The organism is Enterobacter sp. DTU_2021_1002640_1_SI_PRY_ASU_LCPMC_013, assembly GCF_032389435.1.
Taxonomy (GTDB): domain Bacteria; phylum Pseudomonadota; class Gammaproteobacteria; order Enterobacterales; family Enterobacteriaceae; genus Enterobacter; species Enterobacter hormaechei_C.
In genome coordinates this window covers 3,486,778-3,500,130 of record NZ_CP135594.1, presented here as the reverse complement: position 1 = coordinate 3,500,130, position 13,353 = coordinate 3,486,778, and the positions used below count along the sequence as shown (strand labels likewise).

Here is a 13,353-nt window from a genome sequence, read left to right as displayed (position 1 = left end):
GTGGTAGATCCTTTTTACCAGTAGAAGTATTGCATCAGGAAGACCTGATCGCTCGGGTCGCCGGAGGCATTTTTCATATAGAAGCGGCTGTCGGCAGCGGTGGCAAAACGCCCGCCGCCGTACTCGTACCAGATCCCGAACTGCATAAACGAGGTAGTTTCTTCAGCCGCATCGTCCGGATGATGTTTCGCGTAGCTGTAAGCAGTGGAGAGATAAACGCCTTTCAGGGCTTCCACCATGGCGCTGACCATAAATCCGCTCTCCGTGCCGGAGACGTTCTGTCCGTCTGCCCGTCCGGTATGATGCCACGCGCGTGCCGCCAGGTTGGGTGTCAAAACGCCTGTTAAAAAGAGCTGGCCTGTGCCGTCGGTAATTTCAAGACCGTTCATCCAGGTGACATCTTTCATGATGTCGTACTGAATATAGCCATTCGCCATTGCCGGATAGGTATATTTGTCGTCATAACGATCGTATTTGCCGAAGTGCAGCCAGGCCTTGCTTTCGTCATGGTGACCCGCTGGCGTGGCGGTGACGCTATAGCGCAGGTTGCCGGAGAGGTTTTGCACCTTTAGTGCGTACAAGATGTCGCGGGTGTTGGGGATCACATAACCCAGATCCGGCGTAAAATCGCCCCACCATTGCAGGTCATCGAGAGACGAGTCCTGGCGCAGGCTGAGCATGATCTCGGTGTCGTTATCAGTTTTGTAACCGCCGTAGAAGCGGTTAATCCCACCTTCAAACCCGCCCCAGCTGTGATCGGGCACCCAGGCGTTGCCCTGATGATCCGCCTGTACGGTCCAGCCTTCGCCGTAAATCAGGCCGAACCAGTTCCCCTGTTTCATCTCCAGACCGCCCTCAATATAAGTGCCGTCGCTGTATTTATGTTTATCCTGACCTTCTAAATCTATATACCCACCGACGCCCATCTCGCCATAAAAACGAAATGACGGGGAGGTTATTGCCGGTGTTTTGGTATCGTCATGTTCAGCGGGCCGGGCATCTTCTGCGGCAATAGCAGGGCAGCAGAAAGAGAGGGCAGCGAGTGCCCACAATGTTTTTTGTTTACTTTTCATAAACTCATCCCAATGAGATAAAATCCATGCCTTTTATTTCAGTTAATATTCGAGGCAGGTGATGCTTCAATTTTTTGTTGTTCTTTTGATAATCCATTTACGTATTTGCTGTATTTCCACCAGGCAAATCCGAGGAATAAAACAATGCCACCGACGTTATAGAAAATAATTGTCAGAATATTGGCACCGGTAGGGAAAGTGGATGCCACAAAACCAATGGCGAAAATAACAATCAGCATCGACACTATGGTTATACCCGTGGTTCGTGAACCCATCCTGAAATCGCGCGGCAGGTGATCGAGCTTACGACGCAGGTTGAGGTAGGCCAGCATAATAAACAGCGGCGGTAACATGGAGGCCGCAGCGGTCATATTGATGACGGTGTTCATCAGCTCCTGCGCGGTACTGGAGCCCATGGACGGGATAATCATCAGTGGGATCACAATCAAATACTGGATCCAGGCCGCGCGCGCCGGTACGCCGTTTTCGTTCAGCGCCACGGTTTTCGGACCAAAAATGCCGGTCGGGATCTCCGAGAAAAAGATTTTGACCGGCGTCGCCGTCCACATCAGCAGGGAGCCGAACATGGCGGTAAAGGAAACCAGACCGACGAAACGGTTCATCAACACTTCCGGCAGGCCAAACCACACCGCCAGACCGTGGAACACCTGCACCGAACCCCCGGTAAACTTCAACGCTTTGCTGCTGATAAAGACGTTGATCAGTACCGAGGAGATGGAGTACAGCACGCCGATAAAGATCCCCGCCAGGATGATCACTTTAACGAAAGATTTCGAACCGCCTTTCACATCGTTTACGTACACCGCGACGGATTCCGCGCCCCCGGCAGCCATAAATATCCAGGTGGTAATGCCGAGGAATGCCCAGTTAAAATGCGGGATCATCGCGTCGACGGTAATCGGATCAGCGGGCTGCACCCCACCCATTAGCGCCGCGCCCGCCAGCAGAATGTAAGAGAGCGTCAGCAGCAGCATCAGCGTGGAGGTTACAGACGTAATTGGCCCCAGCATCTTCGCCCCGTTGGTGGAGACCCACGTTGAGAAGGCGAACAGCACCATACTTAGCACCGTTGTGGCAAATGGTGTGAGAATGTACTCATAGCCAAGAAAGGCATAAGAGGCATAGGCAATGACGCGCGGTAATAACGAGGTGAAGAAGAATAAATTCACGAACCAGTATGTATAAGCGGTAATAAATGCCCAGCGCCCGCCGAGTGAACTTTTTACCCAGGCATAAACTCCAGCTTCTGAGTTTTTATTCAACGAGACAAACTCAGCGATAATTAAGCAGAACGGGATAAAATAGAACAGGGTTGCTAAAAAGAACATCGGCGCGGAGGCAAGTCCGAGTTCGATATTATTATTGATCACGTTGTTAAAACTAAACACGGCGGCAAAGGTCAGCGACAGCAGGCCGAATTTGCCGATGGTATTGCGTTTGGTGGTTTCAGACATAACGTTTCTCCGGGTAAGAGGCTAGCGGTGCTTCATTGGCACCGCTCGTTTTTTTATTTGTTATGGAAATAACCGTCTTCGATGGTCACATTGAGAATGACTTTTTTGACCGGCTCCTCGCTGATAAAGCGATACGCCTCATGGTTCTCACAAATTACGATCTGCCCCTCGCGCACCTGTTCGGTGGTACCCACGCCTTTCAGGTATTCTCGATCGGTCTCATCGCGGTAGCACTCCACTGTCTGAAGCGCATCTTTGGCGGCATATTCAATTTTCTGCGCGCCCTGAAGGTAGTAATGCACCTCGAAATAGCGGCGATGCCCGACAAACAGCGCGTCGGTGCTGGCATCATTGGTCACACGGTAGGCCAGCGAATCGCCAATCGAATGGGCTACGCCGGGCGAGATATTATCGATATTGTTAATGGCTTCTGAGCAGCGCTGCCATTTGCGACCCGTGCGGTAATGCTGTTGAAACTGTTCCAGGCTCTCAAGAACGATCATTTGTCTGCCTCGCTGTGCAAATCCATGGAGAAGAAACCGGTGCCGAATTGCTGGCGTGCCAGCGCCATCGAGGCGATGCGGCCGCCATTGAGCGGGAGCAATGTGAAGCCGTAGCGGAACGGACTGAACCAGACGCGCCAGCTCTCCAGTACCTCACTTCCCCAGGAATTGGAGCCTAAGCCCAGCACCTGGTGGTCAAGATTAAGCGTGATGTCATCGCAGCGGCGCAGTTCGTTGCAGTGCTGTGCGGCGTGAATATTCTCAGCCGTGTAGTGCCAGGCGCTGAAGTGGAGAGGCTGTTGCGGTACGACCAGCACGCCGCTGCCATGACGATCCGCGAGGGAGGCCCAGCGCACCTGCTGACGGTTGCCGTTGTTTTGAGGGAACGGATAATTTTCAAACATCTTATCAACCGTGGTGTGCCACAGGTCGATGGTGCTGGCCTGCTGGCTGTCCGGATAGTTTTCACCCGGCCCTCGCCCGTAGTAGCTCACCTGATCGAAACCGCCGTTGATGCCAAGCGTAAAGCCGATGCACGGAATGATGTGCGAGTACTCGCCGTAGCGCTCACCGCATAGCTCAACGTTGATCTGCCCGTCGGCGGCGATGCGCCAGCGATAGGTACAGCGCATGCCAAAATCAAACACTGGCGGGGCAATCAGGGTACGGGTGGTGACGATGATCGCATCGTTATGCTGCTCAACCTCGAAACCGCGCAGATGCTCCTGCATGATCTGGAAATGATACGGCTGCCACAGCCCTTCATACTCCTGCTTATGGTTATCAATCATGGGCTTGAAGAAGTTAATCTTTGGCTCACGGGTAAGGTATTCCTCACCGTTCACCTGCCAGGCGCTGAGTTTTCCCGATACTTTAGAGAAGCTCGCGCGGAAGTTATGCCCGGTCACGGTGCAGCTCAGGCGATCTTCCTCCAGATGCAGCGGAGTGGCACTGGTGTTGATAAACGGTGTCGGGCGTGCCGTGCGGCCTTTTAACGGGAACTGATACACCGCGATCTCGTGCCCGACCTCGCTGTAGCGCGTGGGACTGTTTTTGATAATACGTACAGTCAGAAATGCTTCGCGCTCGTCCAGTTCCGGCACGTGCAGGCTGACGCTGCGGGAGCTGTTGGGGGCCAACCCGGTGATGTTCAGTGGCTCGCTGTGCAGCGTTTCACCTTCCGCACGCACCTCCGTGAGCAGGGTGTAATCATCCAGGCTGGTGAACCATAAGCGGTTATCAACGTGCAGCTCACTGTTTTGCCAGCGCAGTTTGACCGGGGCGATCACCTGCTTGTACTCACGCAAACCTGGCCCGGGCGTTTGATCGGAGTAGATCAGCCCGTCGAGGCAGAAGTTGTAATTATTGGGGTAATCACCGAAGTCGCCGCCATAGGCGTACCAGATATTGCCGCTGGCGTCTGTTTTCTGAATACCGTGGTCGCACCACTCCCAGACATAATGCCCCTGAATGCAGTCGTGGCGATCGAACACGTCCTGATACTCGGTCAACCCGCCGGGACCGTTGCCCATCGCATGGGCGTATTCGCAGATAATGCGCGGTTTGGCGTGCGGGTATTCGCCAAACAGATTCATCAGCGGTACGCGGGTATACATGGTGGAGATAATGTCCACCACCTCGGCGTCGCGATCTTCTTCGTAGTGAAGCAGGCGAGTATCATCCAGCGCTTTTGCCGCACGGGCCATCGCGCGGATGTTACAGCCGTAGCCGGACTCATTTCCGAGCGACCAGATGATGATCGACGGATGATTTTTCTGCGCGTGAATATGGCGTTCGATACGCTCAACGTAGACCGGCTCCCACACCGGATCGTCCGTAATGCGGCTCAGGTCGCCGACGTTGGCGAAGCCGTGAGATTCCACATCCGTTTCAGCCATCACAAACAGGCCGTACAGGTCGCAAAGCTCGTAAAAGCGCGGGTCGTTCGGGTAGTGGGCGGTACGTACCGAGTTGATATTGTGTTGCTTCATCAGGATCAGGTCGCGCTCCACGCGATCCATCCCCACCGCGCGGCCCCTCAGATGATCGTTGTCATGACGATTGACGCCGTGCAGCTTCAGATAACGGTTGTTAACGTAGAACAGGCCGTCTTTCACCTTGATATCCCGAAACCCGATGCGCTGCGGGATGATTTCCAGCGTCTGGCCATGGTTATCTTTTAAAGTCATGACCAGATGATAAAGATCCGGCGATTCAGCGGACCACTGGCGGGGATGCCTCACCTCAATGCTGAAGGCGGTTTCCGCACGCTCGCTGACGGTCAGGTTGTCGGTTGTTCCCTGGTGCAGCACTGTCTCGCCGTCGTACAGGGTATAATCCAGTTGAACACAGCCAGGGCGTGCAGCAAGGTTTTCCAGCTCAAGCTGACAGAAGAGGGTGGCGTCCCGGTATGCCTCGTCAAAGGTGGTTTTAACCGTGAAATCGCGGACATGCGTGAGTGATTTTCCCAGCAGGTAGACGTCGCGGAATATCCCCGCCGTCCACCACATGTCCTGATCCTCAATGTAGGTGGAATCTGCCCACTGCATAACCCGCACGCACAACAGGTTTTGCCCGCTGTGTACCGCATCGCTGATATCAAACTCGGCAGACAGTCGGCTGCCTTTGCTAAAGCCTATATAGCGGCCATTCACGTAGACTTCGAAATAGGTTTCGACGCCGTCAAACTTGATAAGGGTCTGTTTCTCTTGCCAGCTTTCAGAAAGCGTAAACCAGCGCTGGTATGCCCCGGTCGGGTTGTCTGACGGCACCCATGGTACGTCCACCGGGAAAGGAAAGCCTTCGTCGGTGTACTGCAACTGACCGTGACCTTCCATCTGCCACATGCCCGGCACGGTAATATCGCCCCAGTCGGCCATGTATTCTGAGGTAAAGTTTTCCGGGACAAGCAGCGGGTTCGTGAAGAAGCGAAAGTTCCACTTTCCGCTTAGCGACAGAAAGTGGCTGCTGGCTTCACGCGCAAACGTGCGCGCCCGGGAAACGGTGTCATAAGAGAAGAAGTACGCACGCGGCGGGAGCCGGTTTTCATGCGTGAGTTGAATATTTTCCCAGCGATTCATGTGATCTCCCTGTAGGGGTAAAACATCATTGCTGGAGATTTTAGTAAATATTTTACTAAATAAAATCAGTAAAACCGATTTGCTTTAACTCGATCACGAAATTAAAAAAGCCGGGCGTGCCCGGCGGGAGAGTTAACAGGTGGAAATCAGCGGGTGGTGCCGCGCAGCTTCAGTACGCTCGGGACGAAGACCTGAAGCGGTAGCGCGCGGCCATCGCGGGCCTTTTCCAGCAGCAGATTAACGCCCTGGCTGCCCATCATTTCAGAGTGAATGCGCACGGTGGAAAGAGGCGGGAAGGTAAAGCGGGCGGTTGGAATGTCGTTCACGCTGATCAGTGAAATATCTTCCGGGATCGCCAGCCCTTTTTCGTGGATGGCGCGTAACACCCCGATGGCGATGGAATCAGAGGCCACGAACAAGGCGGAAGGCCAGCTCTGTTGTGCCAGCATGGTTTTTGCCAGTTCATAACCGGACGAGCTGGAAAAACCGCCGCGCCAGATGTCCTGTTCCGATACCACCCCTTTCAGGAGCCCGTACTCCACGAAGGCGGCTTCCCGAATATCAGCCTTGCCTGGCTCATCTTCGCCGCCGATAAAGCCAATCCTCTTAACTCCCTGAGCAATAAAGAAATCCACGATCTGCTTGCTGATGCGCGAAAGGTCAATATCGACAGAATCGTACTCGCTGCCTGGCTCGTGAAAGTCGATAAAACAGACGTTGTCGGTCAACGACATTGCCGCACGTCGAAGCGCAGGGGAGGGTTTGCCTACAATCAACACCCCGGTGAGCTTTTTCAGCTCCGGCAGGGTGGCATTAGCGTAGCAGTTACTCAGTTCGACCCCCAGTTTTTCGCACTGCGTCTCAATGCCGTGGCGAATGGCAAGGTAGTAAGGGTCGTTGATCTCCAGTTCCTGCTGGTAGCTGTAGAGCGCCAGAATATGTTGCTGACCGGCAGCGACAGACTGCATTTTACGGGAGGTCGTGCTTTTGTATTCCAGCTTCTCGGCAATCTCCAGAATGCGGTGTTTCGTCTCTTCTTTCACATTCAGCGTCGGGTCATCGTTTAAAACCCGGGATACCGTTGCCAGCGAGACGCCAGCTTCCGTCGCGATGTCTTTCAGCGTTGCCATGTTTGTCCTTATTCCCCACGAGATAGCTTATTGTAAAGGATGCGTTCGGACATGCATTAATTTTTAGTAAATAACATCCCTGTTGCTCTCGCCAGTTACCGTGTTAGTATTTAGTAAAGTTTTACCAGGGAGGCAAAAGTGGAAACGGTAGCATACGATGATTTTGCAAAGCTCGAGATCCGCGTGGGGAAGATTGTTGACGTTAAACGTCACGCCAATGCGGACAAGCTCTATATTGCGCAGATAGAGGTGGGAGACAGAACGTTGCAAACCGTCACCAGCCTGGTGCCGTATTACCGGGAAGAGGAGCTGATGGGCAAAACGGTGGTGGTGTTGTGTAACCTGGCAAAGGCTAAAATGCGCGGTGAAACGTCTGAATGCATGTTGCTCTGCGCGGAAACCGATGACGCCCGAGAAAGTGTGTTATTAACGCCGGAGCGGGCGATGGCGGCAGGGGTAAGAGTGGTGTGAAAAAGCCGGGTGGCGGCTACGCCTTACCCGGCCTACAAAGCCTCGAACCGCAGGCCGGGTAAACGACAGCGTCACCCGGCAAAAGCACTACAGCACGCTTAGCGCCTTCTCCACCACGTTCTCAACGGTAAAGCCGAAATATGGGAACAGCTTGTCGGCCGGGGCGGATTCACCGTAACCATGCATCCCGACAATTGCCCCTTTCAGGCCCACGTATTTGTACCAGTAGTCGGCAATGCCAGCTTCAACCGCCACGCGCGCCGCGACGTTTGAAGGCAGCACCGATTCGCGGTACGCCTCATCCTGGGCATCAAAGATATCCGTTGAAGGCAGGGAAACCACGCGCACCGCGTGACCCTCGGCGGTCAGTTTCTCCGCCGCTTTTACTGTGATTTCCACCTCGGAACCGGTGGCGATCAGGATCACGTCTGGCTTACCGCCGCTGTCTTTCAGGATGTACCCGCCGCGGGCGATATTTTTCACCTGCTCCGGCGTGCGCTCGATCTGCGCCAGGTTCTGGCGCGACAGGATCAGCGCCGTGGGTCCGTTATGACGCTCTACGGCCAGCTTCCAGCCCACTGCCGCTTCCACCTGATCGCAAGGACGCCAGGTGCTGAAGTTTGGTGTTAAGCGCAGGCTCGCCAGCTGCTCTACCGCCTGGTGCGTCGGCCCATCTTCACCCAGCCCGATAGAGTCGTGGGTGTACACCATGATTTGCCGCGCCTTCATCAGGGCCGCCATACGCGCCGCGTTACGGGCATATTCGACAAACATCAGGAAGGTGGCGGTGTACGGCACGAAGCCGCCATGGTGGGCGATGCCGTTGGCAATGGCGGTCATCCCAAACTCGCGCACGCCGTAGTGGATGTAGTTCCCGGCAATGTCCTCCTTCAGGGATTTAGAGCCGGACCAGATGGTAAGGTTACTTGGCGCCAGATCCGCCGAGCCGCCCAGCAGTTCGGGCAGGATTGGGCCAATCGCGTTCAGGGTGTTTTGTGATGCCTTACGGGTGGCAATTTTCGCCGGGTTGGATTGCAGGTTCTCAATCAGCGCATGAGTTTTCTCTTCCCAGTCTTCCGGCAGGCCGCCGCTCATGCGGCGGGTAAACTCAGCCGCCAGCTCCGGATACGCTTTTTTGTAGGCGGCAAACTTCTCGTTCCAGGCCTGCTGCGCTTTTTCACCTGTTTCGCGAGCATCCCAGGCCTTGTAGATCTCTTTTGGGATCTCAAAGGCCGGGTGTTTCCAGCCCAGTTTCTGGCGGGTCAGCGCCACTTCCTCTTCACCCAGCGCCGCGCCGTGCGCCTCCTCTTTGCCCGCTTTGTTCGGCGAGCCGAAGCCGATGGTGGTGCGGCAGATGATCAGGGACGGTTTGTCCTTCACGCTCTGCGCTTCCTGAATCGCTTTTTTCACCGCCTCTGGATCGTGACCGTCGATCTCGTGCACCACGTGCCAGTGATAGGCTTCAAAGCGTTTCGCCGTATCGTCGGTAAACCAGCCCTCGGTTTCCCCGTCAATGGAGATACCGTTGTGATCGTAGAAGCCAATCAGCTTGCCCAGCCCCAGGGTGCCCGCCAGAGAACAGACCTCGTGAGAGATCCCCTCCATCAGACAGCCGTCGCCCATAAAGACATAGGTATAGTGATCGACAATCTCGTGGTCGGGCTGGTTGAACTGCGCGGCCAGCGTACGTTCGGCAATCGCCAGGCCAACCGCATTCGCCAGCCCCTGGCCCAGCGGGCCGGTAGTGGTTTCAACGCCCGGCGTATAGCCGATCTCCGGGTGGCCCGGCGTTTTGGAGTGCAGCTGGCGGAAGTTTTTTAATTCCTCAAGCGGCAGATCGTAGCCGGAAAGGTGCAGCAGGCTGTAGAGCAGCATCGAGGCGTGCCCGTTGGAAAGAATAAAACGGTCGCGGTCGTACCAGGTCGGATCGGTAGGGTTGTGCTTCAGGAAGTCGTTCCACAGCACTTCGGCGATATCAGCCATACCCATGGGGGCGCCAGGGTGGCCGGAATTGGCTTTTTGTACGGCATCCATGCTGAGGGCGCGAATGGCGTTGGCGAGCTCTTTACGGGACATAGTTCACTCCGTGGCAAGGTTAAAGTTTGGCGGCGAGAAGATCTTCGAGTTTGCGCTGGTCGACGGCGAACTGACGGATGCCGTCCGCCAGTTTTTCCACGGCCATTGGGTCCTGATTGTGCTCCCAGCGGAATTCCGCTTCGGTCATGGGTTTTGGTTTTGGCAGAACGGTGGAGGTTGGCACAAGCTTGCGGATCACCGTCTCTTCACTCTCCTGAAGCTTCTTCAGCAGGTCTGGGGAGATGGTCAGCCGGTCGCAGCCCGCGAGCGCGAGGATCTGCTCGGTGCGGCGGAAGCTGGCCCCCATCACGATGGTCTCGTAGCGGTGCTGCTTGTAATAATCGTAGATATTACGCACCGATTTCACGCCGGGATCTTCGTCCACCACATACGGATCCATCGGCTGTTTCGCCTGATACCAGTCGTAGATACGTCCGACAAACGGTGAAATCAGGAACACGCCCGCTTCGGCGCAGGCACGCGCCTGGGCGAAGGAGAACAGCAGCGTCAGGTTACAGTTGATCCCCTCTTTCTCCAGCACTTCCGCCGCGCGGATGCCTTCCCAGGTGGAGGCAAGCTTGATCAGGATGCGTGATTTATCGATCCCCTGCTCCTGGTAGAGTTCCACCAGGCGGCGAGCCTTGCTAATGCTCTTTTCCTGGTCGAATGAGAGGCGGGCATCCACTTCGGTGGAGACGCGTCCCGGTATGCTTTTAAGAATTTCCGCACCGATATTGACCGCCAGCTTGTCACTGGCCTCGGCGACCTGCTGCTCCTGCGTTTTCCCGCGCTGTTTGCCGTAGGCAAGGGCGTCATCAATCAGATGACTAAAGTGCGCAAGACCAGCCGCCTTGAGCAGCAGCGAGGGGTTGGTGGTCGCGTCTTCCGGCTGGTAGTGACGAATCGATTCGATGTCGCCGCTGTCTGCAACCACGGTGGTAAATTGTTTGATGCCGTCTAGCTGGTTCATAATTACTCCTTGGAAATAAAAGAGTTAGTCGAGTGCGTCAGGTCACACTTCTGAGAAAATCATGATGGACTTAACAAAAAAGCATAGCAGACGGGGGAGGCATTGCTGTCTGAGACGGGTAACATGGCTGTTATAAATTGATAACAATTTTTATTCTGCAATGGTGAGAGTTTGGCAGCCTTCAAAGTTTAGGAGCCTGCCTGCGGCGATACTATGCGGCACACCAGGGTGTGCATAGGAACGTCAACATCACCCTTTTTGACCGAAACGTGAAAGGAATAACAAGATGGATGATCAGTTAAAACAAAGCGCTCTCGATTTTCACGAGTTTCCTGTTCCGGGTAAAATCCAGGTATCCCCGACCAAACCGCTGGCGACCCAGCGCGATCTGGCGCTGGCCTACTCGCCAGGCGTAGCTGCCCCGTGCCTTGAAATCGAAAAAGATCCGCTGGCGGCGTACAAATACACCGCCCGTGGCAACCTGGTGGCCGTTATCTCTAACGGTACGGCGGTACTGGGGTTAGGGAACATTGGCGCGCTGGCCGGTAAGCCGGTGATGGAAGGGAAGGGCGTTCTGTTTAAGAAATTTGCCGGTATCGACGTCTTCGATATCGAAGTGGACGAACTGGACCCGGATAAATTCATCAACGTGGTGGCGGCGCTGGAGCCGACCTTCGGCGGCATCAACCTGGAAGACATCAAAGCGCCGGAATGTTTCTATATCGAGCAGAAGCTGCGCGAGCGTATGAACATTCCCGTGTTCCATGACGACCAGCACGGCACGGCGATTATCAGTACCGCCGCCATTCTGAACGGTCTGCGTGTGGTGGAGAAAAACCTCTCCGACGTGCGCATGGTGGTCTCCGGCGCTGGCGCCGCGGCCATCGCCTGTATGAACCTGCTGGTGGCGCTGGGCATGCAGAAACACAACATCGTGGTCTGCGACTCCAAAGGCGTGATTTACAAAGACCGCGAGCCAAACATGGCGGAAACCAAGGCGGCCTATGCGGTGGAAGACGACGGCAAGCGCACGCTAGAAGACGTCATTGAAGGTGCCGACATTTTCCTCGGCTGTTCAGGCCCGAAAGTACTGACCCAGGAGATGGTGCAGAAGATGGCGCGCGCGCCAATGATCCTGGCCCTGGCGAACCCGGAGCCGGAAATTCTGCCGCCGCTGGCGAAGGCAGTGCGTGAAGACGCGATCATCTGTACCGGACGTTCGGACTACCCGAACCAGGTGAACAACGTGCTCTGCTTCCCGTTCATCTTCCGCGGTGCGCTGGACGTCGGCGCTACGGCAATCAACGAAGAGATGAAGCTCGCCGCCGTTCATGCTATCGCAGAGCTGGCGCACGCCGAGCAGAGCGAAGTGGTGGCCTCCGCCTACGGCGATCAGGATCTGAGCTTCGGCCCGGACTACATTATCCCTAAACCATTTGACCCGCGTCTGATCGTGAAGATCGCGCCAGCGGTGGCCAAAGCGGCGATGGACTCTGGCGTGGCGACGCGGCCGATTGAAGATTTCGATGCCTACGTCGATAAACTCACCGAGTTCGTCTACAAAACCAACCTGTTTATGAAGCCGATCTTCTCCCAGGCGCGCGCTGACGCGAAGCGCGTGGTGCTGGCGGAAGGGGAAGAGGCGCGCGTGCTGCATGCCACGCAGGAGCTGATCACCTTAGGGTTGGCGAAACCGATCCTGATTGGTCGTCCGAGCGTGATCGAGATGCGTATCCAGAAGCTGGGCCTGCAAATTAAGCCGGGCGTGGACTTTGAGATCGTCAATAACGAATCCGATCCGCGCTTCAAAGAGTACTGGAACGAATACTATTCGATCATGAAGCGTCGTGGGATCACCCAGGAGCAGGCGCAGCGGGCGGTGATCAGCAACACCACGGTGATCGGCGCGATCATGGTTCACCGCGGTGAGGCGGATGCGCTGATCTGCGGCACCATCGGCGAGTACCATGAGCATTTCAGCGTGGTGCAGGAGATCTTCGGCTATCGCGAGGGTGTCCATACTGCCGGCGCAATGAACGCGCTGCTGCTGCCAAGCGGGAACACCTTTATCGCCGATACCTACGTCAACGACGATCCTTCCCCGGACGAACTGGCGGAAATCACCGTGATGGCGGCGGAAACCGTGCGCCGCTTTGGTATCGAACCGAAAGTGGCGCTGCTGTCGCATTCTAACTTCGGGTCATCCAAATCCGCGGCGGCGTGCAAAATGCGCCAGACGCTGGACCTGGTGCGCGAGCGTGCGCCGGAACTGATGATCGACGGCGAGATGCACGGCGACGCCGCGCTGGTGGAGAGCATTCGTAATGAACGTATGCCGGACAGCCCGCTGAAAGGCTCGGCGAACGTGCTGATTATGCCGAACGTAGAAGCGGCGCGTATCAGCTATAACCTGCTGCGCGTGTCGAGTTCTGAAGGGGTGACCGTAGGGCCAGTGCTGATGGGGGTGTCAAAACCGGTACATGTGTTAACGCCGATTGCCTCCGTGCGTCGTATCGTCAACATGGTAGCGCTGGCGGTGGTTGAGGCACAGACGCAGCCGCTGTAATTTTTACCC

The 13,353-nt window shown here is 55.7% G+C and carries 9 protein-coding genes; 2 read left to right on the top strand and 7 right to left on the bottom strand.

Annotated elements, in window-relative coordinates:
• Nucleotides 1–14: 14 nt before the first annotated feature.
• From ygjJ to ebgR, 5 genes are all read right to left on the bottom strand, one after another.
• Nucleotides 15–1,073, bottom strand: a complete 1,059-nt coding sequence (gene ygjJ, locus RS584_RS16730; RefSeq protein ID WP_315748352.1) for a protein YgjJ — start codon at nt 1,071–1,073, stop codon at nt 15–17.
• 38 nt (nt 1,074–1,111) lie between these two features.
• Entirely contained in the window at nt 1,112–2,548 is a 1,437-nt protein-coding gene (locus RS584_RS16725; protein WP_047062595.1) for an amino acid permease, read from the bottom strand.
• Nucleotides 2,549–2,601: 53 nt separating this feature from the next.
• A complete protein-coding gene (locus RS584_RS16720; protein WP_015572213.1) occupies nt 2,602–3,051 on the bottom strand; it encodes a beta-galactosidase subunit beta in 450 nt (149 codons plus the stop codon).
• Nucleotides 3,048–6,131, bottom strand: a complete 3,084-nt coding sequence (gene ebgA, locus RS584_RS16715) for a beta-galactosidase subunit alpha (RefSeq protein WP_315748351.1) — start codon at nt 6,129–6,131, stop codon at nt 3,048–3,050. Before ebgA ends, RS584_RS16720 begins: the two co-directional genes overlap by 4 nt.
• 146 nt (nt 6,132–6,277) lie before the next feature.
• Nucleotides 6,278–7,261 carry a transcriptional regulator EbgR gene (gene ebgR / locus RS584_RS16710; RefSeq protein WP_047636823.1) on the bottom strand — a complete coding sequence of 328 codons (984 nt, stop codon included), beginning with the start codon at nt 7,259–7,261 and terminating at the stop codon, nt 6,278–6,280.
• A gap of 138 nt (nt 7,262–7,399) precedes the next feature.
• Here ebgR and RS584_RS16705 point away from each other — a divergent pair, with 138 nt between their 5' ends.
• Nucleotides 7,400–7,732: a tRNA-binding protein gene (locus RS584_RS16705; RefSeq protein WP_144427946.1), complete on the top strand. Its 333-nt coding sequence runs from the start codon at nt 7,400–7,402 to the stop codon at nt 7,730–7,732.
• An 87-nt stretch (nt 7,733–7,819) separates the two neighbouring features.
• On the opposite strand, the gene tkt is transcribed toward RS584_RS16705, so the two are convergent.
• Both tkt and tal read right to left on the bottom strand, forming a co-directional pair.
• Nucleotides 7,820–9,808, bottom strand: coding sequence for a transketolase (gene tkt, locus RS584_RS16700; protein ID WP_023295116.1), 1,989 nt, complete (start codon nt 9,806–9,808; stop codon nt 7,820–7,822).
• A gap of 19 nt (nt 9,809–9,827) precedes the next feature.
• The gene (gene tal, locus RS584_RS16695) at nt 9,828–10,778 is read right to left on the bottom strand and encodes a transaldolase (protein WP_015572217.1); all 951 of its coding nucleotides are present in this window, start codon (nt 10,776–10,778) and stop codon (nt 9,828–9,830) included.
• Nucleotides 10,779–11,064: 286 nt separating this feature from the next.
• Between tal and maeB the strand changes: the two genes are divergently transcribed.
• Nucleotides 11,065–13,344, top strand: coding sequence for an NADP-dependent oxaloacetate-decarboxylating malate dehydrogenase (gene maeB, locus RS584_RS16690; protein WP_023295115.1), 2,280 nt, complete (start codon nt 11,065–11,067; stop codon nt 13,342–13,344).
• Nucleotides 13,345–13,353 lie beyond the last annotated feature (9 nt).

What these genes read in the sequence shown, in the direction of transcription:
- ygjJ (WP_315748352.1), bottom strand. Translation starts at nt 1,073, where the DNA reads ATGAAAAGTAAACAAAAAACATTGTGGGCACTCGCTGCCCTCTCTTTC.
- RS584_RS16725 (WP_047062595.1), bottom strand. Translation starts at nt 2,548, where the DNA reads ATGTCTGAAACCACCAAACGCAATACCATCGGCAAATTCGGCCTGCTG.
- RS584_RS16720 (WP_015572213.1), bottom strand. Translation starts at nt 3,051, where the DNA reads ATGATCGTTCTTGAGAGCCTGGAACAGTTTCAACAGCATTACCGCACG.
- ebgA (WP_315748351.1), bottom strand. Translation starts at nt 6,131, where the DNA reads ATGAATCGCTGGGAAAATATTCAACTCACGCATGAAAACCGGCTCCCG.
- ebgR (WP_047636823.1), bottom strand. Translation starts at nt 7,261, where the DNA reads ATGGCAACGCTGAAAGACATCGCGACGGAAGCTGGCGTCTCGCTGGCA.
- tkt (WP_023295116.1), bottom strand. Translation starts at nt 9,808, where the DNA reads ATGTCCCGTAAAGAGCTCGCCAACGCCATTCGCGCCCTCAGCATGGAT.
- tal (WP_015572217.1), bottom strand. Translation starts at nt 10,778, where the DNA reads ATGAACCAGCTAGACGGCATCAAACAATTTACCACCGTGGTTGCAGAC.
- maeB (WP_023295115.1), top strand. Translation starts at nt 11,065, where the DNA reads ATGGATGATCAGTTAAAACAAAGCGCTCTCGATTTTCACGAGTTTCCT.